Genomic DNA, 21,176 nt, shown 5'->3' with positions numbered 1-21,176 from the left:
ACCGCCGACGCGTTGAACGGCTGTCGGCTACTCCGCGTCCGTCTGCCGAACGACGACCACCTCGTCGACGTTGGGGAGCAGCTCACCGCCTGCCTTGCGGTCGAGCGACTGCCAGGTGAGGGTGTTGTCGTCCACGCGGGTAATGACGTTCAACGCCGACGACTGGCTGCCATCCGGCGCCACGCCGGTGGTGTGGATGTGCCAAGAATCGCCCTTCCGCGTCCAGGCGCCTTGCCCGAACCCACCGTCGGAGTCGAACACCCACGACCTGAGCTGCTTCGCGGCGGGGTCCCAGCCAATGATCTGCAGCCCCGAGAAGTCGGTGCGGTCACCAATACTGACCCCGAACATGCGGGTGATGAAGTTGCGGTTCTTGGTCCACTGGCAGGAGGTCGCAACAACGGCCTGATCGTCGCGGTCGACCCACTCGCCAATCATCCATTCGAGCTCTTTGAGGTGGTCGTAGTTGGAGCTTGCGGCCTCTGATTGCTCCTCCGAGACTCGGTCGAGCAGCCACTTCCCGTCACGCCTGACGTAAACAGCCGTGTACTGAGTCTCCTCCTGCTGATCGCCCAGCAGCTTGACGACCGCGGTCCCTCGCTCGATGGCGACGTTCGGCGAAACAAACTCGATGGAATCGGTGGTGGCGGCAAGGGTTGGGCTGTCGCCAGAAGCAAAAACACCCGAGAACTGAGCTTTGATCGCCTCACGCCCGACGAGCTGCTCGCCGCTGCCCGGGTCTGTGTAGACTGCCTCTGGCGACCACAGCGCGGCCACCGCGGCCGCGTCCCCACGGTTGAAGGCGCCCACGTAGTCCGCGACCGACTTCCTGATCAGGGCTTCGTCCGCCGCGTGATCGCCGTAGGCGTGCTGGCCGATCAGCGCACTCGACACCGCAAGCGTCAACATCAGCGTTGTTCGCGTCATGATTCCTCCCCTGATTCCCTATCCCTACTGCAATTCTTCTGGGGCGGCGCCGCCCACGGCCAACCGGTCCGCCACGGCGATCTCGCTAATCGCTGCTCCGACTTGCCAGCCGAGTCCCATTCGACCGAGACTCGGACGCTCGAAGGAGCCGAGCCCGACGAGCCGCCGCCGTAAGTTTGGCACGGTCTGGGCGCCCAGTCCAGTAGATACTGGTCGCTTTGCGACCAAGTCTGTCGTAGAATCCGTCGTCAGTGAGTAGCGTTCGGAGAGTCCACGGCTGACGCTTATCGAGTGGAGCCTCTTTGCCGGTAGTCCACTCGATTGAGCGCTGTCGGGGGCAAGTGTTTCGAACACCATTTCCACCTGGCAGGTAGTCAAACGCCGCCGGTCTCCCGGCGGGCGGAGCGCTGGCAGGTGTCACGTGTCAAAACATCATGGGTAGAGAAGAGTGTGGTTGGAGCGGCGCCCGCGGCACGGTCTCTTGTCGCGAGTGCGCGACTCTTGCAATCACTCATATTTGGGCTAAGTGCACGGAAATCGTCGCCTTCAGCCCGGCGATTAGGGCGGCGCAGCCGTCCCCAAGTCCTATCTAGTCTGTCTGGTCGTTAACTTTATCCACTTGGAGGTCTTGGATGGCCATTGAAAGCCTAATCGATCGCATCGACGCGGAGTTGGCGGCGGCCGATGAGCGGGCGCAGCAGCTCAAGTCTCAGCAGGCCGAGGCGTACCTCGGCCGCCAGCAGCGGCTGGAAGAGTTCGGCCAAACCGTCGAGCGGCTCAGCGCGATCTGGCGCCCCCGGCTCGAGGCGCTGGCACAGAAGTTCGGTGAGCGCGTTGACACGCACCCGGTCGTCGAACCGAGCCGGCGGAGCTGCCTGTTTGCGTTCCGGTCGGAACTCGCCAAGATCGACCTGACCTTCTCGGTGGCGCCGGACCCGGACGTCCGGAACCTGATCGTCAGCTACGACCTCAAGATCCTCCCCATCCTGATGAAGTTCGACTCGCACAGCGAGGTCGACTTCCCCCTCGACGCCGTCGACGAGGACGCCCTCGCCAGCTGGATCGAGGACCGCATCGTCGGCTTCGTCCAGACCTACGTGGCGCTGCACGAGAACAACTACTACCTGAAGGACCACATGGTGGTGGACCCCGTCGCGAAGGTCAGCTTCCCCAAGTACGCCGCCGCCGCGACCCTCAACGTCGGCGGCGAAACCTTCTATTTCATTGACGAATCGACCCGCAGCGAGTTCGAGCAGCAGTCGGCTGCGAAGTAGGACGGGATGCGTTCTCTGTGGAGGCGGGGGCGTTTCTCAGCGCACGGGAGAGATGATTGGCTACTTTTCGGTATCGGGGCAAGACACAACCCATTCCTGATCAGGGATGAACTCTTGTGAGTCCGTGATGTGCTCGAGGACGATCTGCCATGCGCTGTCTTGGCGGCGAAAGCCGAGCGTGACGCGGAGCGTCTGGGTGTCGAAGCTTTCTTGCGCGTCAGACGACAAGATGAGCAAGAAGTGGGCAAAGCCGATTTGCCCCGACTCATGGTGCTGCAGGTCGACCACCTCTGTCTGCAGCAAGCCCCTCGTCTGACTCAGCCTCAGTTCCCACGCCCGGCGCACCTCGCTCATCCGAAGCGAGTCCCACGGCAGGCTCGACGCGTACCCACTCACCTGGTCGGCGTACATCATGGTGAGGCGGAGAGTGTCGCGCCGCTGCAGTGTGTGCAGCCACGCGTCGATGCGTTCCGAAATGGAAAGCCCTGCATCCGACGGAAGGCGGTCGGCAAGTGAATCGGCGCCGGCGGGGACGGGCGATGCGAACTCGGGGCTGCAGTCAACGTCGTTGTGTGCGTGGTCCATGCGTTTACCTTGAAGGATGAGATCGGCGATGCGGTTCGGTTATTAGGGGGCAGCGGGGGCGTCGGCCAAAGGGACCGCTACGACCCCGTACATGTTTGCGCGGATATACCTGGGGCGTGGGTCTTGGTCCTGACGGTTGGGCAGCAGTCCGTTGGGTCCTAGGACGACCGGGCCGCCGTTAGGCGCCGCCGCCTTCCAGATCGAGTGAACGCGATCGATGCTCTCGCCTGGTCCTACCTGGGCGAACTGATCGTTGGCGGGGAAGCGGTTCGCGGTATCGTGAGGGGACTCGTCGACCCCGATCTCGTCGCCCGTGTTCTCGAATGAGGCGGCCAGCCAATCCGGCGCCGCGACCCGGTTGTCGAGCAGCACATAGAGGGCCGAGGGGCGGGTGAGCATGATCTCGATCCGCAGGTCCTCGTCCGCCTTGTCCTCGTTGAACATCCGCACGTAGTCGCCGCCAACCAGGTACGCGGGCATGCCGTCCGGCGTGAGCCCGTTCCATTCGTGAAAGCGGTCGACGTAGGCCGGCGCGTCTTCCCGCATCCCGCCGGCGACGATCTCGTAGAACTTCCAGTTTCCTTCCCGGTCGACGTTGTCAGCGACCGAGCCCACGACCGGCGTCCGCGGCGCTCGGTTAAGGTCCATCGGATCACCGGACGACTGCACGCTCATGATCCGCGACAACCCGCCCTCACTGCTGACGTGCACGGCGTCTCCCTTGGCGAGGTGCAGGGCGTCGCCCGGAGGTGCGCCGCCGTTCTTGGGATTGGTTGGTGGCACGCGTAGGTCGACCTTGCCTCCGAACACGACCAGGTCGGTCCCCGTCTCGGCGGCCGCGACGGAGAACACCGTACCGAGGTCAACGACCTCGGCCGATGGGGTGTCGACGGTGAATCCGTTGGTAAGCTTGGGGGCGGTCACCGTGATCCGTCCCCGCACAAGTTGAAGCCGGGAGCTGCTGTGCAATTGGAGTTCCACGGGGGCGCGGAGCACGCCCACCGCGCCCCCATCGATCTGCATCTCGATCGCCCCGGCATCGACCCAGAGCTTCTCTCCGAGTCGGATACGCTGAGGGTTCGCGTCTGAGCTCTGTGAGCTCCGCCAGCGGCTGTCGTTGGTTGGCGAGGTCAACGACGCAGCAAAGATCGCAGTGCTGGCACCGGGGTTCTGCTGCGCAGGTTGCTGCGAGGCCCGGCTGTCCGCGTTCGGTAGGGCTAGCTCATCGCGCTCGCCGCCCGCATCGGCGACCACGGTAGGCAGATCATCCTCGCTGCCAGGCCAAAGGCTTACCGCCAGACCAATGGCCGCCAGCAGGCTCGCCGCGAGTGCTGCGGCAAGCCAGTAGATGGGCAGCCGGACGGGCTGGCCGTGGTGGGGTGTTGGCGAGTCCGTGTCCCGACGCTGTTGGGGCGTCCGGACATCGGCGAGGACCCAGTGCAGGTCGGTGTTGAATGCGATCAGCTCCCAGTACTCGCACCGGAGCCGTTCCGACCGCGCCAGCAGGGCGTGGAGTTCAGCGTAGCCATCGGAATCGAGGGCGCCGTTGCACTTATCGCCGACCAGCTGCTCGAGTCGATCGAGATCGGACTGCTCTCTCGGATCGGTCATCCCGATACTTTCGCGTTTCCGTTAGAGATCAAGCGAAATGAGTAATTGGGCCGCATCACACGGGTCTTGAACGCTGCGCCAAGCTCCGCTCAACACATTCCCGCAGCCGTTGACGAGTCTTGGTCAGCAGCTTGTAGACGTTTCGGACGGACCGGCCCGTGGACTCGGCGAGGGCCTTGGCCGACTGTTGTCGCGCGTAGAAGTCGTTAATCAACAGACGCTCGTCGGTGAATAGCTTGTCAATACAGCCGGCGAGCGCGTCGAGCCGCTGCTCCCGCACGCCTGTCTCTCTGGGGTACGCCGCGGCCAATGACTCGAGGACCGCGTCGCTCGCCCACAGGTGCTTTGCTGAATGCCGGTCGCGGAAACGCCGGATCTCGATCCACGCAAACCCGAACGCCCACTGCAGGAACCCCTGGTCCCAGTCATAGAGTTCGCGCTTCTTCCACAACGCCATGTTTATCTCCTGCAGAACATCCTCGGCGTCGCCCAAGGAAGGCGTCATGCCGGCGATGAACGCAAGCAGCCGGCGCTGGTTCTGCGTCAGCAACTGCATGAACCGGTCGTCGGTGTTGGAGTCGGCTTCGCCCATCCCATCCCTTTGATTACGCCTTCGCCAATTCGGCCCTGGGTACGGAACCATCGCATCCACGCCGATGTCGGCCTTCCCGGCCGCAGGCGCCGCGCGGATCCACTCTAGAGATTCCTCCCTGCGGGAAGCTTGAAAGTGCCCTCGAAAAAGAAGAAAAGATTCAAATTCGACCGAGAACGCCCGATTGGCGTACCCATGACCGATGTTCGCCAGAAATATTGCGGTCAACCTCAGGGAGGCTGGGGCACGATGTACGGGATTTGTAGCAGGAGAGCGGCTACTGCATGGTAAGTTGCGGCTTCCGAATGCATGCTGCCGCTACCAACGCTGTGGGGCGTGTGTACAACGCCTGGCACAACCCGTGTCGAGAGCTGTACGGGTCAGCCCTGGTAGGCGCCATTGCCTAAGGGCTTCTGCGTAGGGGGTGCCCCCTAATGCGACGCGAGAATTGGCGCACCTTGTCAAGTTCTGGCTGCCGCTGACCGGATCGAAGCACACAGCCTCAAGAGTCCTGACGACGTGAGCTGATGAAGACTCTGCTGCAACCGACCGTGTGCAAAGGCAACCAGCACGCCAGCTAGCCGCGTAGCCGCATTGACGGGCTGGCACGCTGTAGCGGGTGTACTACTCCAGTCGAAGAAGGGAAGCAGATGACGATTGAACCAGCTCCTCATTTTACGGAACGTGACTCGAAGCTGCTGCGGGAACTCAAGTGTGGCGCCACTAACAGCGAAGCGGCTACGCAACTGCAGCTCAGCGTCCGTACCGTAGAGAATCACCGGCGGACCGTGATGAAGAAAATCGGCGCCCGCTCAGCATTCGAGTTTGGATACTTGATCGCATGCCAAGAGCTGCTCGCAGCGCGTGTCGAACCACAGGAGTAGAAGGCGAGGCAGCGCGCAGTTACCTTCCTGCCTGGCAGCTGTGGAGTAGACAGCTTCTTCGCATGCTCGGAGCCTACCACCGGCGTCGGGTCTATGCCCTCGATTAGGGAACAATCTCTCGGTTCCCGATTGCCTGAACGACGGCGTCGACGGTGCTCACCGCGTTGAGCTTCTTGCGAGCGGCCCGGACGTGCTGTTCGACAGTGCGTTCGGAAATACCCAGCAGCCGGCCAATGTCCACCTGCGATTTCCCCGTCGCCACGTGCTGCAGCACCTCACGCTCGCGCGCCGTCAGGCGAGCCAGCTCGTCAACCCGCCGGGCATTCCTTCCCAGCAGACTTTGAATGTGGGTGGAAAGCTCTTCGCCGTCCACGGGCTTGGTCAGCACGAGCAGGCCGCTTGCCGGGTTGTGCGTGGCAAGATTTGCTGCCCCGGCATCGACCAGCACAATTGAGCCAATATGCGGCGTGTACGACACCGCGATGTTCGCTAGCCCGAAGCCATCCGTCGGGCCCGCCAACGCGGAGTCGGATATCAGGATGTCCATGCCATCACGCCCGACTACTTCTAGGGCCAACGCGACGCTCCGAGCAACCCGCACGGTGCACCCGAGGGCTTCCGCCGCAGCGACTGCTGCGCTGATCTCGTGGTCTCCTCCGCCCGCAATCAGGACCTTCGCTGGGGCGGCCGACCCGTTCGTCGGCGCGGCCATTTCCACCTCTCCGTTGATGGCCGGGAACCTCATCGCGACCGTGGTGCCCTCGGACTCAACGCTGCTCAACGCTAAGTACCCACCGCACTGTGTCACGTACCCGTGGACGATGCTCAGCCCAAGGCCGTAGCGGCCGGGCTCCGCGAAGGCGGAGTAGAAGGGTTCGAACGCCCTCCGCCGTACCTCGTAGGGCATGCCACGCCCTCGGTCAGCGATGCTCAGCTCGATCCAATCGGGCTTGTGAGCGATGGGGCAAGGGATGTCGTCAAAGTCCCCGCGGCAGCGGGTGCCGATGACAATGTGCACACGCCCCGACGCCGCGCGGCGCGCGTTGTCGATCAGGTGGCTGACGACGACTAGGAACCGCCGCGGGTCGACACGGCAGCGGGGTAGGTCGGGCGCCAGCTGCAGCTCAAGGTCGCACTCCTCGCCGGCGATGACCTTGATCTCGGCGAGGAACTCGTGGACAAGATCGTTGAGGTCGGCCGCCTGAACATCCAGCCGCTGGCGACCGGAGAACGCGTTAAGGCTGCCGAGGACAGACGCGACCCGCTTGACGGCGAACAGGGCCTGGGAAACGCCGCGGTCTGACGCACCGGGCGGCGTTGGTGCGGCGGCGATGCGCTGGAGGTCAAACTCGACCGACGCGACCGCCGTGCTGACAACGTCGCAGATGTTGGACGAGAAGTGTTCCAGCGACGACAGCCTTAGGCGGTCGGTGCTACGGGTCTGCGATATGTCGGTGGTCACCGCCGCGATGCGTAGCTTGTCGCCTTCTGAAGTGGTGCGAGTCAGGTGGGACGACACGTAGACGATCTGGCCGTCCGACCGGACCATGCGGTACTCGCAGCTGTTGTGCGTAAGCTCATTCAGGCTCTCGCAGGCCGCGACAAACGCCGCATGGTCCTCGGGGTAGATCGCCGTCGTCCAAGCATGGGCGCGTCCAAGCAGCGAAACGTCCCGTTGGCCGATCAGCTCCAACGCGCCGCGTGACAGCGACACCAGCGTCCGAGTCTCCCAGTCCATCTCCCAGAGCACCGCCGCGACAACGTCGGCAAGCCGTTGGTACTGCGCGGACGTGCTGTCGAACGAGTCGCCGACACGCACAAGCTCGCTCACATCGTCCAGGACGATTGCGATCTTGCCCTCGGCCGGTTGCGATGCCTCAAGCTCACTGATGGTCACACGCAGACTGCGGTCCCCCAGTTTCTTGACCAGCATCAGCCGCCGCTGTGGGCTAGCGCCGACGGACCGAACAACCCCCTCTAGATCCATGCTGGGGATCGCGTTGGCAAGCTCCATGCAGTACAGCAGGCCGGGGTCGATCCCCACCATCGACACGAACGCCTCGTTGGCGAACAGCACGCGACACTCCCGGTCCGTAACGACAACCGCGGAGCTGACGTCGGTCATTACCTGCGACGCCAAACCGCGCAGCTGGAGCAGGCGGGACGCGCGGGCCTCCATGTACGCGTCGATCACGAACGTCACGTCGAAGAACACGAGTCGGAACAGCGTGCTGAGCGTGTGCCGGCCATCGTCGCCCCGCCCCATCACCACCGGCAGCAAGCGGCTCACCTGCCGCGCCAGGCCGGCAAGGTAGAGCTGCGGTGGGATGCCGAGCTGCTCGTGCACCGCGCCGATGCGCATCCGCGAGGTCGCATACACCGGGTCGATCTCTCCCCGCAGCAGCTCGCTCCAGTACGACCTCACCTGCCACATCAGCCGTTGAACCTGCTCGCCTTCCAGCATCCCGGCAAGGTCCGCGGTGGATTCGATCAGGTCGTAGAATTCTTGGAGCACCCCCGGGAGGGCGTCCAGCACCGCGGGCGCGGCGGCGGCGAGGCCCTCCAGACAGCGGTCTTCCAGTCCCAGGAAAGTCGCTCGGCGGCTGACGTCGCTCTCGTTCATCCGCAGGCGTCTTATGGCCGCCGTGGCGTGACGCTGACCGTTCACCGAACTCGGCGTTGGCATGCCGGATCGCTCCCCCGTCGGAACGTGTGGGCCGGTATGCTCAGCCGCTCCGCTCGTCGCGGCCAGGTCCGCGTTACGCATGTAGGCGTCGAGGACAAGCGAGGCGTCGAAGAACAGGCTCTTGACCATCGCGTCGATCTCGTCGACCGCCATCGGCTCCTGCCGATTGGTCGTGGGCGCGGCCTCGATGTAGCCGCAGAGGAGATGCGCGCACGCCGCGAGGTACCACTGGGGCTTCACACGCAGCTGGTGGTGGCGGGCGCCGATCCGGAGTCGGCGATCAACGTACTCGGCGTCGATCGGATCGCAGAACAGGCTTTCCAAATACTCGGTTTGAACAAGTATCAGTTTTGGGATGCGGCTCGGGTGGCCAAGCACCGCGGCCAGGTCTGGGGTCGAAATGAATTGGTCGTAGAACTGCTCAAGCAGTATGGCGGTCGACTCCTGTGCGGTCGGCCAGTAGCTGCCGAGGCTGTCTCGCGAGGAGGCGTCTAGACCTATCATCTGCAGCCGGGTCTCAACCGCCTCGGGGGTGAGGCCCAACGCGCTCTTAAGGTCATCGTCGTTCGTGTCTGCCATCTACGGCCCTTGTCGTTTCCGTGTTGATCACACTTGGCGCCGCGCGACGCTTCGACTCTGCCCAAGCGCGACAAGACCGTCCGACGTGCGGTCCGCGCACACGCCTGTCGCGATGGGGGTTGATCTTGCGAGCACATCCTGCGCTGTGTCGCTCCGCCGGCCAGACACATAGGGAACTAGCCAAGCGAGCAGTTGATGAGTTGCGCGGCAACGCGTTGATCCTGCCTGAGGATACACACAGTTGCCGCTGCGCCGCTAGGACAACTGGGCTGGAGGCGGTTTGGATTGAAATTCTTCGACGCGCGGTACAACGCGAAGACGATTAGCCTTTCATCAATGGAAGTCGATCACGTCTACGCAGGACTGCCAACCAACTTCGGGCAGCCGAAGTCGCATCGCTGTTTGCCGTCGATGTGTCAGTCGCATCCGTTGCGTCAGTCACAGATTCTCTCACGTAAAGACTCGTGCACTCCCAAACAGACCCATGCAGAAACTCACACGATGCCACACGCGTTGTGCGAACGGTGACGCGACGCGAACGAGATGGAGTGGCGGTGCGATGCCGGCCTAGGGGCTATCCCTCAACGGCCTTCTCAGCAGACTCCCCACCTACTGCGTTTGGATGATAGCGCAAGGGTTAGCCCGTATGGCTCGACTCTCGAGGCTCGGATAGCCTGCAACAAGGATAGGACGGCGGCGCCCCGACTCCTCCGTGCCGTCAAAGGTATTCGGTCGAGACAGGCGTCGCCGACCACTCGGCTTCCAGCTCGAGAAACGACGAGGGACCCATGACAGAAAACGACGGGCGAGAGTTCCGACACGACGTGCCCGACGCTCTGATGCGCGGGGAGCGATCGGTGATTGAGATCGCGGTGGGCGTGCTGGTCGACAACCTGGCTTGCGAGGATGGACCCACCGGCTGCGCGGAGTTCGACGCGCTACCCTATCAAGAGCGTCTGCGGCGCCTCGATCAGTTGCTGTCCGTGCTGCTGGTACCCTCGCGTGAGCGGGACGCCTTGCTAGAGCCGGAGTCACTGCGTGTAGCGGTGGCGGCGGTGTACCATTGGGTAGAGTCGGAGCTGCTCGCTGAGATCGACAACGACGAGCGGCTGGCCGATTTTGTTGCTGAGTCGGGCAACGAGATCGAGAGCCTTAGGTCGATCGTTTCCTCGGCCTGCGAGAATGTCGGACAACCGCTGCTGGAGCCAGACGAGCAGAGAGAGGTTTACCGTCGGGCAGTACGGTTCCTGTGCAATCGAACCTTCTCCGTCATCGACCGACGGGTTGCGTGCTCGACGACGACAGTGGAGGAACGGGTGCGGCCGCATCGAAGCCCGCCGTCGAGTGACGGCGGCAGTGATCTGACCCAACTACTGCTCCGCCTACAACAGCTCACATCCGTGGGACGGTAGCCAAGTCAGTGGTGAGAAGCTAGAGCGCGAAGCGTGGTTCACGGCGCCGAGTTCAAGCAATTCTTCCCTTTGGCGTAGAGAACAGTATCAGAGCGAGGGAAAGCAAGGCATCGATGAGCAATAAAGTCAGACGAGATCGTTCCTATCGGCTCGATGGCATGGTCTGCGCCTCGCTGTGCAAGATCGCCGGCCCAAGCGGGAGCATCGACTCAGACTGGGAAGACCCACCCGCCGGCGTGCTCAGCCACATTGAGGAGGCCACCGAGAAGCAGGCTCTCGGCGTCCTGATCCATGCGCTGCGTCGGTGGCATTCCCTTAGGGCCGAGTAGATTGTTTCCGCGGACCTTTTCGGCGCCCCGAACCGCGTTTGAGAATTCGCAAGAGCAGAGCTCAGCGCGTTAGCTTAGGCATCGCGGCGGGCCGGTGGCACTACACCACAACAATAGCCGCGTGCCCGCCAGCAGAAGCATGCCGAACTTGGGCGCCACAACGACTGACTCAATCCGGAACTTTATGCGGGCGTAGGAGCCGCCGCACAAGCATCGCTTGTGAACAGCGGGCCTGTCGCACTGGAGGACATCATCGCATTCGGCGCATTGAGCGAGTCAAGCGCGCCCCGATTCACCGGCGAAGTCCACACGCGTTCCCCGGAGAGTCTCCGGGGACTGACGTCCGCCAAGTCACCGGTGGAGCATCCTTCGTCGAAGATCAACCACCTTCCCTTGGCCGCGCAGCTACCGCAAGCGATCGGTTGAACCAGCCCAACGCGCCTGCGATGCTGGGAACCTCTCCAGTTAGAATTGAGCGTGAGCGTCCCAGGGGAGAAGTGCGTAGTCGTGAGATCGCGGCTCGTTCGGCCGGGCCCCGGCCTGTAGGCGCCAGTAGTATTGCCGCCGTCGACAGCGAAGGCCTGAATGCCACCGCTGCTTGGCGCCGTCGTAGACAAGCCCCTGACCTGTCGGACGGCGGCAAGGTTAGAGACGAACGTTGGTTCCTCCGTCGATGTCGTGGGCTGCTAGAGCAAGGCTGCCTGGGTAGGCGACCTCCGCGTAACCCTACCCGTCGTAGCGTAAGCCCGTCCTGGCCACGCCTAGCTCAAGTACTCACGGGTTGCCAACCAGGTGCGTTTCGTTGATCCCGCGAACGTTGGTGAAATTGACGCCCGGGTAGTTGGTGGGCGTGAATGAACGGTAGGGCGTTGCTTGCGCGCAGCAAAGACGGCTCGCGGCTTATGGTCCGGATGCCCAGTTCCGGTCGCGATCGCAATTCGTTGCTGAGAACGGCTACCCAGCGCGGTCTACTGGGGAGTGCGCGTTCGTGCGCCTGCGTCGCTCTGTTTGTGAAACCGCGTTGAGCATCGTGAGGTGTCCGAGTCTGCGCGAGCTGGATCGGACGAAACCCTCGCATCGGCGTTCAGGTAGAACCTGTGTAATGGGTTGCGCAGTAAGTGCTTGCAGTCAAGCTATGTGGAAGTCCGCGCCAATTCTTGTCCGCACCGCTTTTTTTTCTGGACAGAACGATTCGGACCACTCTTCTGGGAAAGTGCTGCGATTTGGATGGCGTTGAGCGGCGGGGCGGAGCGGTGCGCTTGCCCGAAGCGCCGAATGAGGGGCTGGTCTACCAGCAGCACATCCGAATGGGTTCTGCGAGACGCCTTCTCCGCGCAATCGTCAGACTCCCACCGAGATCGACCCCGCGGCCCGGCGATGCGCGGGCAGCGCGCATCCGGCACAAACGGTCGCGTTTTCCCGCCTATCTCAGACCAACCGCTGCCCTCCGCTTGTGGGGGTTTCACCCCCAGCTACACTGAAAGGACGGATGTGGCTCGCCCGGATGTGCACTCATTGAGGTGCGCTGACGTGGACGGAGTCCACCCACCCTGCCCCGCCTCCTGAGCTTCCTCCCGCCTTGCTCACCCAAAACGCTGACCCACCGATCAGCTACTCCGCGCCCACCGCGTCAGCCCAGCTGTCGGCGGAGGACTGGGCAACGCCGTGGCACGTGGCGTACTGCAAGCCGCGGCAGGAGAAGTCACTCGCCCGGGACCTGATGAGCCTGGGCGTTTCGTACTTCCTGCCGATGGTCGAGCGGCTCACCACCTCCGGGGGCCGCCGGCGGCGTTCGCTGCTCCCCCTCTTCCCCTCCTACTTATTCTTCGCCGCCGAAGAAACCCGCCGCCTCGAGGCGGTCCGCACGAACCGGATCTTGCACTTCCTGCCCACCAACGACGCCGAGCACGACGTGCTCCGCCGCGAGCTCCAGTCGCTCGAGTCGTGCCTGCAGACCAGGCCGGAGAGCGTCGAGCTGTACAATCACGTGGTGAAGGGCCAGCGGGTCCGGGTCACCGGCGGCGCCATGAAGGACTGGGAGGGCGTGGTGCTTGACGCGTCGCGGCCCCACAAGGTGTGGGTCGGCGTTGGCGCCCTTGGGGGCGGGATCGTCGTGGAAGTGCACGCCGACCTGCTCGTTACCTCCTAGCTGCCGACCATGAAGCCGTGAGCAACTCCTCCTCAAAGACTCGACTGTACATCGCCGGCCACCGCGGCATGGTGGGCAAGGCGCTGGTCCGCGCTCTAGAGAACGACCCGCGCTACGAGCTCATCCTCCGCACCCGCGAGGAGCTCGACCTCACCAGCCAAACCGCCGTCAACGAGTTCTACACTGCAGAGAAGCCCGACCAGGTGATCGTCGCCGCCGCCAAGGTCGGCGGCATCGTCGCAAACTCGACCTACCCGGTCGAGTTCATGATCGACAACACCCGCATCGCGCTCAACACGATTCAGGGCGCCTACGAGGCGGGCGTCGGGCGGCTGCTGTTCCTCGGCAGCACCTGCATCTACCCCAAGCTGGCGCCGCAGCCGATCCCGGAGGACTCGCTGCTCACCTCGCCGCTGGAAGTCACCAACGAGGCCTACGCTCTGGCCAAGATCACCGGGCTGAAGCTCTGCCAGTACTACCGCCAGGAGTACGGCGTGACCTACCACTCGGCCATGCCCACCAACCTGTACGGGCCCGGCGACAACTACCACCCAGAGAACAGCCACGTGCTGCCCGGCCTGCTGCGGCGGTTCCACGAGGCGAAAGAGGACGGCCTCGAAGAGGTGGTCGTCTGGGGAACCGGCAAGCCCCGCCGCGAGTTCCTGCACGTCGACGACCTGGCCGCCGCGCTGGTCCACCTGCTCAACCTCCCCGACCCGCCCGACTGGGTCAACGCCGGCACCGGCCAGGACATCCCAATCGGCGAGCTCGCCCAGCTCATCGCTCAGACCGTCGGCTACACCGGCCGCATTAGCTACGACACCTCGCGGCCAGACGGCACACCCCGCAAGCTGACCGATTCGTCACGCATCCAGTCCACCGGTTGGACGCCCGCTATCAGCCTGAGTGACGGGCTCCGATTGACCTACCAGGATTTCCTCGCCAGCAATCAGTCCGCCACCCTCCGGGCCCAGTAGCCCACCACAACGGATACCGACGTCCACGAGAGACCCATGTCGAAGAAAGCACTCATCACAGGAATCACCGGCCAGGACGGCTCTTACCTCGCCGAACTGCTGCTCGAGAAGGGCTACGACGTCTGGGGCACGGTGCGCCGCTCGTCCAGCTTCAACACCGACCGCATCGACCACATCTACCAGGACCCGCACGAGCACGACCCGCGGCTTCATCTGGTTTACGCCGACCTGGCCGACGCGTCGTCGCTGAACCGGCACCTGAAGATGATCCGCCCCGACGAGATCTACAACCTCGGCGCTCAGTCGCACGTGAAGGTCTCGTTCGAGGTGCCCGAGTACACCGGCGACGTCACCGGCCTCGGAACGATCCGCCTACTCGAGGCGATGCGTGAGCTCGAGCTCGACGCCAAGTTCTACCAGGCGTCCTCGTCGGAGCTGTACGGCAAAGTCGTCGAGACGCCCCAGAAGGAGACCACCCCCTTCTACCCCCGCAGCCCGTACGCGGCCGCCAAGGCGTACGCGTTTTGGGTCACCAAGAACTACCGTGAGTCGTACGGCATGTTCGCCGTCAACGGAATCCTGTTCAACCACGAGTCGCCACGCCGCGGCGAAACCTTCGTCACCCGCAAGATCACCCGCGCGGTCGGCGCCATCGCCCGCGGCGAGCAGGAGTGCCTGTACCTCGGCAACCTCGACGCCAAGCGCGACTGGGGCTTCGCCGGCGACTACGTCGAGGGCATGTGGCGGATGCTGCAGGCCGACACGCCCGACGACTACGTGCTGTCGACCAACGAGACCCACTCCGTCCGCGAGTTCTGCGAGATCGCCTTCGCCCACGCCGACATGCCGATCACCTGGCAGGGCGAAGGCGACGCCGAGCAGGGCCTCGGCCCCGACGGCCGCACGCTGATCCAGGTCGACCCCCGCTACTACCGCCCCGCCGAGGTCGACCTGCTGCTCGGCGATTCCACCCGCGCCCGCACCGAGCTCGGCTGGGAGCCGAAGGTAAGCTTCACCGAGCTGGTGCACATGATGGTCGAGGCAGACCTGAAGTGAGCTTGGCGCCCAACTTCTAATGTCGATTCGAAAGCGAACTCTACGAGGTATTGGCGCGAATGCCTTCGGGCAGATTGTCACCGTCGCGACCCAACTTCTAAGCGTTCCCTTGTACCTGACCTGCTGGGGGGAGCAGCAGTACGGGGAGTGGTTGATCTTGGCTGCTCTGCCTACATTCATTGCTCAAGGAGGCGGTGGCTTTGCGTCAGCGGGCGGCACGGAGATGATACTAGCGGCGCACGACGACAAGCGCAGAGTCGAGGAAGTGTTCCAGACCTCTAGCCTAATAACTTTGGCCGTTGGCGTACTGATTCTGCTCGGTGCCGTTCTACTCGCGTTCGTCGATCTAGGTCGTTTATTTGGGTTTAGAGCCTTGGATCGTAGCACAGTGACGACGCTGCTCATCGCGTTTGCATTTCAGGTGAGTCTCCAGCTTGTGGTTGGGCTGTTGCTTGCGGGCTACAGGGCGGCAGGGAAGTACGCTACGGGCTTCATGTGGCAGCACGGCTCAAGGCTAGCAGCATTCGTCGCTGTCGTTATCACATTGCTCAGCCGAGGTACGCCATCAGCGGTGGCCTTTGCGATGGTCGCCGGTCAAGCGGTCTTCGTACTGCTTGGATTCGCCGCACTCAGGAAGCAAGTGCCATGGCTAAGCTTTGGTTTTGCCAGCGCTACTTTCAACTCTGCACGATCACTAGTTCGACCTTCCTTGGCTGATACGCTTCTACCGCTTGCTGCGGGGCTGCGGTCACAGTCGATGGTGGCAGTCATAGGGTATACGAGTTCAGCATCGGCTGTGGTGGCATTCACTGCGTTCCGAACTCTTTCTTCGTTAGTGCTCCAACTGACCCGAACAGTGAATCGCGCGGTGCAGCAGGAAATGTCGGCCGCCATTGCAAAGGGGGACTTGCAGCTCTTGCGGCGAATGTACGATCTGCTGTTGTCTTCGTCATTCTGGGCATCGGTTAGCGCAGCATTAGCGCTCGCCGCACTCGGACCGGTGATTACTTCAGTTTGGCTCGACGACCAGGTTGCTTACAACGCAACCGCGTTCTTCGCACTCTTGCTTGGAGCCTCCGCGCACGCCGTCGCGATGGTGAACACCACTCTTGCAAGGTCCATGAACAAGCACGAGTCATTCTCGCTAACGCTACTCGCGTGCATCGCTGCCGGATGCATATTTGCCGTTCCGGTGGTCAATGTGGCGAATGTCACTGGTGCAGCGATTATGCTAGCTTTGGTCGACCTTGCCTTCTTGTTTTTCTCAACGAAGCGTGCGTCGGCTCTCTCTCAGCAAGGAATGATAGACGCTTTCTCTGCCATGGTCCGCGCGCCGTGGCGCACGCGCCCGGGTTCAACACGCAATTCGATTCTGGCACTATGAGCTACATCTCCGGGTGGATGCGTCGGTTCGGCACTCGCTCGACAAGGTTCGTTGGAGAGTTCTGGGGCGAGTCGTTCCCGTTCTACTACGTGACGGAGTTTCCCAAGTCGGGTGGAACTTGGCTGGCGAAGATGGTCGCTGACTACCTCCAGATACCCAAGCCCACGCACACAGTGTTCCCTATGGGCTGCAGCTGTGTTATCCAGAACCACTGGAAGTACAGCCCACGGCTTCGACGCGTCTTCTACCTGTACAGGGATGGGCGAGACGTCTGCACATCAGCCTATTTTCACGTGCTCCGAGGATTGGAAGCGGGCGACGAGGGAACGAAAGCGTACGTTCAGCGATTGTTTCCCGAAGCCGTTGCCGATAGATGGTCAGTGGAAAGTTCGGCGGAGAACATGGCAACCTTCGTCACACGCTGGTGCACACGCCCGCTAGGCATTTCAACTCCTTGGGCGGACCACGTTCAGCAATGGACTTCAAGTCGGGAACATGTCGCATTGGTGCGCTACGAAGATTTACTATCCGACTGCGCCGGAACCCTCGGCAGGGCCATCGAATCGCATTCGGGGACGCCTGCCGATCCTGTCCGAGTACGAGATACAGTGGAGAAATTCAGCTTCGAGAGGCAAACGGGCAGGAAGCCAGGAGAGAGTGACGCAAGCTCGCACAACAGGAAGGGTATCGCGGGCGATTGGAAGAACCACTTCACGCCGGCGGCCGTTGCTGCGTTCAAGGAGCATGCAGGCGACCAACTTGTTGCGCTGGGCTATGAACGCGATCACACTTGGACAGCTCGAATCTAATGTTGAGGGAGGTTGAGAATCGCCGTGACTCGTCCGCTGCCCCTTTGTCTCACAAGGACTCTGTAGCAAGCCAAGGTTAATCGGCAGTGGATCACGCGAATTTGGAGCTCATCGTTTTCTTCACTACAGCCTCGGTTGGAGTGTACCGCGGCGTAAGGCGGCCCGAGGGGATCTTATCACTGTCGTTTATTGTCTCCATTATCTTTATTGGGTTCTGGGGGCCTCAGTTCTGGCTCTTGTCGGAATCAAATTCGCTTCCACCCGGGGCGATAAGCAAGACAATCCTGATGGCTACGCTGTGCCTGGCGATGGCGATCGGTGGCTACGAGGCCTCGCAGAAGAGCGCTCGCTGGAAGAATGCCCTTAAGCAACCCGAGGTTAACTATGTAGCTGTAACATGGTGGTTGCTGTCGGTCGGCATCGCAACTCTCGCCTTGCTTTCTACTCTGCCATCGCACCTGAGAGAGTCCCGACAACCCGAGGGGCCAGTTGCGATGATAGCTTTCCTGTCGACGTCTCTAGCGATTTCGTTTGGCTTTGCGCTTACCGGGTGGATGCGGACCAAGAATCGGTCCTACCTCCTGCCATTGGGTATCTCCGCTGCATTTATGCTATACCGGGTCTTTGTAGTCGCAAAGCGGACTGCGGTGGCGGAGATTGCGCTCGTCGTACTAGGTGCCTTGTGGTTCACCCGAGGCAAGCGTCCACCGACATGGATTGGTCTCGTAGCAGTTCCTGGATTGGTGATCCTTCTCGCATTTGGGAAATCGTACAGGCATGCACTCCATGATGGCGCCGGTCAGTGGGCTGCGCATGGCGTTTCGGTGGAGGCGATGGGCGAAGCTGCGACGACAGCGGTCGAACGAATGGATCTGTCAGAGGCAGCAACGAGCGTGGCGACAGCTGAGACCACTAATGCTGCGTTTGCGATCGAAGCAAAGTCTCGCACCTGGGACTACGACCTCGGAACGGCCGATTTGGTGACAGTTGGGCGGCTGTTACTGCCGCGGCAACTGTTTGGCGATCTACGGGACCACATTATTCCCACCACTCAGTCTGCACCGGACGGATTTAAGGTATTCGGATACAGAGAACCGCTAGGCACTCCGACGACGGGGATTGCACGTGCTTACGAGGCGTTTGGCTACTTTGGGTCTCTACTATTCTTTGCCTTCAGCTACTCGATCGGAATTGTGTATCGTGCGGCACGAAGTGGAAGTGCACTTGCGATGGGGATTTGGGCTAACGCGGTCTTCACCATGGCGAATACGATATCACACGACACGAACCGCTTTTGGCTTGGAGTTATCCGGCTAATAGTACTTGTTGTGCCCGCCCTAATCGTATGCAGGGGTAGAAGCTCACTGTCTAACTCCAGGGAAATCGAGGTCTAGTTGGGGAAAACGTTGAGAACGCCGGACTTTCTAGTCATAGGCGCGATGAAGTCAGGCACGACAACGTTATTCCGTGACCTCGACCAACACCCGCGAGTATTCTTCCCTGATGAGAAAGAGCCCAATTCGCTCTCTAGTGATGATGTCTTAACACCACGAGGGCTTAAGGCGTACCTTAAGCTATTCCGCGCAGCTCCCACATCAGCGCTGTGTGGTGAAGCGTCCACAATGTACACCATGTCTCCCATGTACAACGGCGCGCCAGGTCGCGCCTTGAAGGTAATTGGGCCGGATTTGCGAGTCATCTACATCGTGCGTAATGTTATCGGGCGGTGCGTGAGTCACTATAACCACTGGTTGGACACGGGCCGCGTTAGCGGGGATATCGATTCAGAATTGCGCCGTGAGAGTCACTACGTGGACTTTAGCAGGTACGCGACACAGATTGAACGATGGACAAGCGTGTTCCCGACATCGCAGGTAATGTGCGTCGGTTTTGAGCAGTACTCAGCGAGTCGGTGTGCCGGGGCCGCCAAAGTTTTTAGCTTCTTAGGTCTCGAGCCAGTCAAACTGGCGAGCACTGAAGTATGGAATTCCAGGGCACAGCGGCGAACCCCGATGCGACTTGCCGGTTGGTTCGCGAACTCGGCAATTTACCGCAAGACCTTGCGGCGGGCGATGAGCGGCGATTTGAGGCGGCGGTTAGGGGCAAGTGTTAGCTACAGGAAGGAGGCGAATTCCTACCGTCGGCCTAGCGCTGAAACAGTAGAGTACCTACACGGCATGCTGAAGAAGGATGCAGGGGTATTTCGTGAGACTTGGGGAATCAAGGTGCTCGGCTCTCTAGAGGAATCCATCTCCACGTTTGCTAGCTAAACGCTGTTTACGTCTTGCGCCGAATCGGTCTCGCCGGGTTTCCGGCAACAACCGTGTCTGACGGAACATCTTTGGTGACAACCGATCCCGCAGCTATTACTGATCGCGCGCCGATTTGGCTCACCGAGTGTAGGATGATAGATCTAGCGCCAATCCATACAAAGTCACCGATCTCTAGCGATGCTCCTTCAGGAGTTGATCGCGGGTCGAGACCGTGATCGTGGGTCAAGATTGTTGACTCCGCTGAGATGAGAGTGCCGTTCCCTATGGTGAGAGTCCCCGAGAAGTCGATGCTGCAGTTCCGGTTGATTTGGACGTCATCGCCGATGATTAATGATCCCTGCGGCAACTCTGCTCCAATTGCAACTCCGTTGTCAATTAAGCAGCGATGACCAACTCGAATGTTGCGCGGGTAGTCGATGAAAACACCCACTCCACAACGAAAGTCTGCTCCGCAGGAAGCGAAACTCTGGGAGTGGATGATGCTCGCGAAGCTGCGTTGGATATACGCAAACCCTTGACGCGCTGTGTAGCAGGTTCCGTATACAATGCCACCGCGACGGAAGTACTTTAGGGCTGGCATTAGCTGGAAGACGCTCAGTTGAACCAAGTGATTGCACTGCACTCAGTCGCTTCGCTCGAACCTAGCAAAGGCGGACCGTCACGGACCGTCCCTGCGCTTTGTCGGAGCATCGCAGCTCAAAAACGCGACTGGCATGTAGAGGTTACTGTAACTCCCAAGGAAGTGCTAGAACGCTTCGCCACTCGGTGCCAGGGCGTGATCCACGATCACGGGCAATGGCTCCAGATTAACCGTTCATCCGCTGAGGCTGCACGCCGGTTCTCTGTGCCTAGAATCGTTACGCCAAGAGGAATGCTTAGCCCCTGGGCGATGAACTTCCGCAGATGGAAGAAAAGCATAGCCTGGTGGGCGTTTGCGCGGCGCGATCTTATGGAGGCCGCCCTGGTTCACGCAACGAGTGAGATGGAGCTTGCGGAACTTCGTGAACTCGGCGCACGCCAGCCGATCGCGATGATCCCAAATGGGGTCGAGCCATTGCCGCTCACCGAGGCAGACGCTGCCCCTCCGTCGCGTCCCTACGTGCTATTCCTCTCCCGCGTGCATCGCAAGAAGGGCATCCAAGAGCTTCTGGAGGCCTGGGGAGGCTTGGCGCCTCAGGGGTGGGACCTAGTCATCGCTGGACCTGACGAGGAAGGTATTCTCGCCAAGGCCAAGCTGCAAACTGGGGTGCGGTACATTGGATCTGTCGAAGGTGAACCAAAGCACCGGCTCCTGCAGCAGGCAAGCCTGTTTGTTCTCCCGACCTACAGCGAGAATTTCGGCGTCGTGGTCGCCGAGTCGCTGATGGCGGGCGTGCCGGTCATCACCACGCATGGCGCGCCGTGGAGGTGCCTCCAAACGGAACGCTGCGGCTGGTGGATCCCGATGCAGCCCGACGTGTTGCGCGACACCCTCCATTCGGCGATGCGAACCCCGCCTGACGAGCTGCGGGCGATGGGCCTCCGCGGTCGCGCCTATGTTGAGCAGCAGTTCTCGTGGCCGGAGATCGCCCGCCAGATGATCGACGTTTACGAATGGGTGTTGGGGGGCGGCCCGCCACCGGCTTGTGTCTCGACCGACTAGACCACCG

Annotated in this window: 18 protein-coding genes; 12 read left to right on the top strand and 6 right to left on the bottom strand. The window is 61.8% G+C overall.

Features of this window, described 5'->3' with window-relative positions; all coding sequences use genetic code 11:
• Positions 1-27: 27 nt before the first annotated feature.
• A complete protein-coding gene (locus KOR34_RS04345; protein ID WP_228714503.1) occupies positions 28-927 on the bottom strand; it encodes a YybH family protein in 900 nt (299 codons plus the stop codon).
• A gap of 632 nt (positions 928-1,559) precedes the next feature.
• Here KOR34_RS04345 and KOR34_RS04340 point away from each other — a divergent pair.
• Complete coding sequence (locus tag KOR34_RS04340; protein ID WP_146562538.1) at positions 1,560-2,201, top strand: hypothetical protein; 642 nt, start codon at positions 1,560-1,562, stop codon at positions 2,199-2,201.
• Between the two features lie 60 nt (positions 2,202-2,261).
• On the opposite strand, the gene KOR34_RS04335 is transcribed toward KOR34_RS04340, so the two are convergent.
• Genes KOR34_RS04335 through KOR34_RS04325 form a run of 3 tightly spaced genes read right to left on the bottom strand, consistent with a single transcriptional unit; the run spans position 2,262 to position 4,989 of the window.
• Positions 2,262-2,786 carry a nuclear transport factor 2 family protein gene (locus KOR34_RS04335; protein ID WP_146562536.1) on the bottom strand — a complete coding sequence of 175 codons (525 nt, stop codon included), beginning with the start codon at positions 2,784-2,786 and terminating at the stop codon, positions 2,262-2,264.
• A 42-nt stretch (positions 2,787-2,828) separates the two neighbouring features.
• Positions 2,829-4,397, bottom strand: coding sequence for a FecR family protein (locus KOR34_RS04330; RefSeq protein WP_146562535.1), 1,569 nt, complete (start codon positions 4,395-4,397; stop codon positions 2,829-2,831).
• Positions 4,398-4,452: 55 nt separating this feature from the next.
• A complete protein-coding gene (locus KOR34_RS04325) occupies positions 4,453-4,989 on the bottom strand; it encodes a sigma-70 family RNA polymerase sigma factor (protein ID WP_197531136.1) in 537 nt (178 codons plus the stop codon).
• A gap of 650 nt (positions 4,990-5,639) precedes the next feature.
• On the opposite strand from KOR34_RS04325, the gene KOR34_RS04320 reads away from it, so the two are divergent.
• The gene (locus KOR34_RS04320) at positions 5,640-5,873 is read left to right on the top strand and encodes a helix-turn-helix domain-containing protein (protein WP_146562532.1); all 234 of its coding nucleotides are present in this window, start codon (positions 5,640-5,642) and stop codon (positions 5,871-5,873) included.
• Positions 5,874-5,976: 103 nt separating this feature from the next.
• Here the strand turns inward: KOR34_RS04320 and KOR34_RS27375 are convergent, their stop codons facing one another.
• Positions 5,977-9,138, bottom strand: a complete 3,162-nt coding sequence (locus KOR34_RS27375) for a protoglobin domain-containing protein (protein ID WP_146562530.1) — start codon at positions 9,136-9,138, stop codon at positions 5,977-5,979.
• Positions 9,139-9,926: 788 nt separating this feature from the next.
• Here KOR34_RS27375 and KOR34_RS04310 point away from each other — a divergent pair.
• The 9 genes from KOR34_RS04310 to KOR34_RS27430 all read left to right on the top strand — a co-directional run bounded on the left by KOR34_RS04310 (position 9,927) and on the right by KOR34_RS27430 (position 19,524).
• Complete coding sequence (locus tag KOR34_RS04310; RefSeq protein ID WP_146562529.1) at positions 9,927-10,550, top strand: hypothetical protein; 624 nt, start codon at positions 9,927-9,929, stop codon at positions 10,548-10,550.
• Positions 10,551-10,663: 113 nt separating this feature from the next.
• Positions 10,664-10,879, top strand: coding sequence for a hypothetical protein (locus tag KOR34_RS04305; protein ID WP_146562527.1), 216 nt, complete (start codon positions 10,664-10,666; stop codon positions 10,877-10,879).
• A 1,579-nt stretch (positions 10,880-12,458) separates the two neighbouring features.
• Entirely contained in the window at positions 12,459-13,028 is a 570-nt protein-coding gene (locus tag KOR34_RS04300; RefSeq protein WP_197531135.1) for a transcription termination/antitermination NusG family protein, read from the top strand.
• Positions 13,029-13,045: 17 nt separating this feature from the next.
• Complete coding sequence (locus tag KOR34_RS04295; protein ID WP_228714502.1) at positions 13,046-14,005, top strand: GDP-L-fucose synthase family protein; 960 nt, start codon at positions 13,046-13,048, stop codon at positions 14,003-14,005.
• Between the two features lie 36 nt (positions 14,006-14,041).
• Complete coding sequence (gene gmd / locus KOR34_RS04290; RefSeq protein WP_146562524.1) at positions 14,042-15,061, top strand: GDP-mannose 4,6-dehydratase; 1,020 nt, start codon at positions 14,042-14,044, stop codon at positions 15,059-15,061.
• A 19-nt stretch (positions 15,062-15,080) separates the two neighbouring features.
• Positions 15,081-16,445 carry a lipopolysaccharide biosynthesis protein gene (locus KOR34_RS26410; RefSeq protein ID WP_197531134.1) on the top strand — a complete coding sequence of 455 codons (1,365 nt, stop codon included), beginning with the start codon at positions 15,081-15,083 and terminating at the stop codon, positions 16,443-16,445.
• The gene (locus KOR34_RS04285) at positions 16,442-17,254 is read left to right on the top strand and encodes a sulfotransferase domain-containing protein (RefSeq protein ID WP_197531133.1); all 813 of its coding nucleotides are present in this window, start codon (positions 16,442-16,444) and stop codon (positions 17,252-17,254) included. The genes KOR34_RS26410 and KOR34_RS04285 overlap by 4 nt, the downstream gene beginning before the upstream one ends.
• 101 nt (positions 17,255-17,355) lie before the next feature.
• Positions 17,356-18,648 (top strand): hypothetical protein, encoded by a 1,293-nt coding sequence (locus KOR34_RS04280; RefSeq protein WP_146562521.1) that lies wholly within the window; start codon positions 17,356-17,358, stop codon positions 18,646-18,648.
• Entirely contained in the window at positions 18,649-19,524 is an 876-nt protein-coding gene (locus KOR34_RS27430; RefSeq protein WP_390620769.1) for a sulfotransferase family protein, read from the top strand.
• A 7-nt stretch (positions 19,525-19,531) separates the two neighbouring features.
• Here the strand turns inward: KOR34_RS27430 and KOR34_RS04270 are convergent, their stop codons facing one another.
• Positions 19,532-20,107, bottom strand: a complete 576-nt coding sequence (locus tag KOR34_RS04270) for an acyltransferase (protein ID WP_146562518.1) — start codon at positions 20,105-20,107, stop codon at positions 19,532-19,534.
• Positions 20,108-20,134: 27 nt separating this feature from the next.
• Here KOR34_RS04270 and KOR34_RS04265 point away from each other — a divergent pair, with 27 nt between their 5' ends.
• Complete coding sequence (locus tag KOR34_RS04265) at positions 20,135-21,169, top strand: glycosyltransferase (protein ID WP_315852858.1); 1,035 nt, start codon at positions 20,135-20,137, stop codon at positions 21,167-21,169.
• Positions 21,170-21,176 lie beyond the last annotated feature (7 nt).

The sequence above is a fragment of the Posidoniimonas corsicana genome (genome assembly GCF_007859765.1).
Lineage (GTDB): Bacteria > Planctomycetota > Planctomycetia > Pirellulales > Lacipirellulaceae > Posidoniimonas > Posidoniimonas corsicana.
This window is presented reverse-complemented; position numbering and strand designations above follow the sequence as displayed.